At 64.4% G+C, this 3,384-nt stretch carries 2 protein-coding genes; one reads left to right on the top strand and one right to left on the bottom strand.

All coding sequences use genetic code 11. From position 1 onward, the window contains the following. Nucleotides 1-2,186, top strand: a 2,186-nt coding sequence (locus VEK15_29200; protein HXV64811.1) for a protein kinase, incomplete at its 5' end; no start/stop codon positions are given. Nucleotides 2,187-2,236: 50 nt separating this feature from the next. Here the strand turns inward: VEK15_29200 and VEK15_29195 are convergent. After that, entirely contained in the window at nucleotides 2,237-3,205 is a 969-nt protein-coding gene (locus VEK15_29195; protein HXV64810.1) for an MBL fold metallo-hydrolase, read from the bottom strand. Between the last annotated feature and the right edge of the window lie 179 nt (nucleotides 3,206-3,384).

Here is a 3,384-nt window from a genome sequence, read left to right as displayed (position 1 = left end):
CCTACATGAGCCCGGAACAAGCGAAGGGTAAGCGCGTCGATCGCCGCGCCGACGTATGGGCGTTCGGCGCCGTCGTTTTCGAAATGCTCACGGGGCATCGGGCTTTCCAAGGCGAGGACGTGTCCGACACCCTCGCGTCGGTATTGGCGAAGGAGCCGGTATGGGAGGACTTGCCGCAGGAGACACCGCCCGCTCTTCGTCAGGTGCTGCGCCTCTGTCTGACGAAAGATGCGAACCTGCGCGTGCGGGACATGGCGGATGTGCGGCTCGCGATCTCGGGTGCCTTCGGGACGTCCGCCGTCGAGCACGTCGGTCCCAACGCTACGCGGGGCGCCCGCGCTATCGCCGCCATGGCTATCGCCGCGATCGCCGGAGCGCTCATCGCCGCTTTGACGCTGACGTGGGGAGCTCGTGCGCCTACGGCCCCGACCGGACCGACGACACGTTCATCGGTCATGGTGCCAAGGACCCGACCCGTCCCCGACCGCATGTGCTTTCCCTGTCGAATCCTGGCCATCTCCTCGGATGGGATGGAGATCGCGTACACGGGAGTGAATCCGGATCTGCCGCCGGGTGAACGGGATGCGCAGCTCCAACTGCAGCTCCGTTCACTAACTACACTCGATGTGCGCGATCTCCCGGGGACGTCGGGGGCGACCCAGCCCTTCTTCTCGCCCGACGGGAAGTGGATCGCATTCTTCACCGGGAAGGGTGAGCTCGCGAAGGTATCGCTCGCGGGCGGAAACCCCATCACCCTTGTGGAAGAGCTGGAAGGCAGCCGATGGGGCTCCGGCGTCTGGACGCAGGACGGCACGATCGTTTTCGCCACGAATTCCTCGGCCCTCGCGAGCGTTTCCGCCGAGGGTGGCGACACGAGCGTTCTCACCGCACTCGATGAGTCCGCGGGCGAGTCCTCTCATCGGTTCCCAGCCCTGGTGCCGGGAAACCGCGCCGTGCTCTTTACCGTCTTCGACTCGGCGGGGCCGCACATCGAAGCCGTGATGCGCGACTCGGGTGAGCGTCGGGTCGTTATCGAGAATGGTTACGCGCCGAAAGTGCTGGCGAGCCGTCACCTGCTTTTCCAGCGTGGAGAATCGATTCTGGTCGCGCCGTTCGACGTCGACGACCTGAAGGTGGCCGGCCCCTCCGTTCCTCTCGTCGACGCCGTGCGATTCGATAGCGCATCCCTCTCATCGATACCCCTGGCGCAGCTCGCGGTGTCCGAGACCGGGACACTCGTTTACTTGCCGCCCGCCTCTCACCTCGGGACGCTCGGGCTGGTCGGTCGGGACGGCGCGTTCGAGCCATTGGGCCTTCCTCCAGGCTATGTGGAGACGCCGCGCGCGGCCCCGAACGGCCGTAGCGTCGCCTTCATCGAAGCCCGTGGCATGGACAGCGAGGTTCGGATTTACGATCTCGAGCGTGGGGGCACCACGAAGCTTCCGTCCGAGGGACGCGTTCGCTTTCTCGCGTGGAACCCCGACGGCCGCTCATTGACCATCGGGGAGCACGGGGTAAACGGCGGGATCGTTTCGAGGAAACTAAACTCTCCGAGGGAAGCTCAGCTTCTGGTGCCCGAACGGGAAGACGTGGGCCTTCGCGACTTCTCGTGGTCGCCCGACGGCGCGCGTCTCGCGTACACCGTTCAGAAAGGCCGTCAATACGACGTTTGGGTGACGACGTTCGGGGAATCACCGACCACCCAACCATTCCTCGATAGTGCCGGCGGCGAATACGGTTCCGCGTTCTCCCCCGACGGTCGATGGCTGGCTTACGCGTCGACCGAGTCCGGTCGCGACGAGGTCTACATTCGGCGTTATCCGTCGGGTGAGCGATTCGCGGTCTCGACCGACGGCGGGTCCGGTCCGGTCTGGAGCCCCGATGGACGAGAGATCTATTTCCGGGGAGCTGGAAAATTGTTCGCCGTATCCGTCACGGCGACGTCCGGCGGAGACGGACTCGTGCTCGGCGCCGCGGTACCTCTTTTCGACCTTCGCGCACCCGGTCCCACGGGCGTCATCGAGGAATATGAGAGCAGCAGCATCTCTGGAATCTCCTACGACATCCTTCCCGACGGGAAGCGATTCCTGATGGTCAAGCGCGCCGCCGAGCAAGGCACCCGGGAGATCGTCCTCGTCCAGAACTGGTTCAGCGAGCTGGAACAGCTCGCTCCACACGACAACTGACCTCAACGGGGATCGAGGCGCGCGATGCTAGAAGGCTGCGTCACGACTTACTACTCCGGCAGTTTCCCCTCGAGCTCCTGATAGACCTTCAGGATGGCTGTTCGCGCTTGGGAGCCGGCCAGGGCCCAATCGGCGTAGGTTCCCCAATCCGCCTTCTCCGCGGCCGCGCAAGGCGTCGACTGACCACGCACTGCCGGCGAGCACGGAAGACCGGCCTCGTACAGCCGTTTCGCTTCGGCGATGACCGCGGCGAGCGCCTTTCGCGACGCCTCGAGGTCGCTCTTCATGGTCGCGGGCTCGTCGATGAAGCCGTGTCCGGGAACGTAGATCGACACATCGAGCGCCTGCGCCTTTTCGATCGTCCGGACCCATTCGCTCGGGTAGGCAGACCGCATCGCCGGGAACACCCCCCGCAGATAGATCTCGCTCATGAACAGAACCCGGCTCTCTGGGAGATAGACCACTAGATCGCCGCCCGTGTGGGCGCGTCCGAGATTCAGGATCTGGATCTCGGTGTCTCCCATCGTGATCGTCCGCTCGTCGGACACGGTCTCGGTCGGCGGGTTCGCATCGCCCGCAAGGGCCTTTTGGGAGGCGGGCGAAGAGATGAAGACTATGTTCGGAAAGGCGGCCCGGAACGCGGCGTTGCCCCCCGTGTGATCCCCGTGATCGGACAAAACCACCATGTACTTCACGGGCTCGGAGCTCAGCTTCCCGATCGTATCCACCATCGCCTGAGACTGCGCCACGTCGCCCTGACCGTCGGCGACGAGGATGCCGTCGTCCGTGATCACGATGAGGCTCACGGTATTGATCACCTCACCCTGGATCGGGGCGTGCAAGTCTTCGTAGGCATAGACGTTCGGCGCCAACTCTTTCCAACGGGGGAAGTCATCGACCGTCAGGCCACGCACGGCGATGTCAGCGTTGCTAACGCTTTTGTCCTCCTGAGCGAACGCGGCACCGAGACAGACGGCTACCCCTGCGAGCGACGCGGCCATGATTCGAAGTGTTCTCAACGTCCGAAACCTCCTGTCAAGAGCACGACATTAACGGCGTCTACGCCCAGGAATCAACTGCCGCCTGCGGGCGGAACGACATGTCTAGGGAGATCGCCAAGCGCGCCTCGAGCGCTTGCTCCCGCCTCCCCTCCCAGTCCGCGCACCAGCTCGCAAAACGCGTTCTCCTCCAATTGCGG

The organism is Vicinamibacteria bacterium (assembly GCA_035620555.1).
Taxonomy (GTDB): domain Bacteria; phylum Acidobacteriota; class Vicinamibacteria; order Marinacidobacterales; family SMYC01; genus DASPGQ01.
The sequence above is the reverse complement of the archived record's forward strand: the minus strand, read 5'-3'. Positions and strand labels throughout refer to the sequence as shown.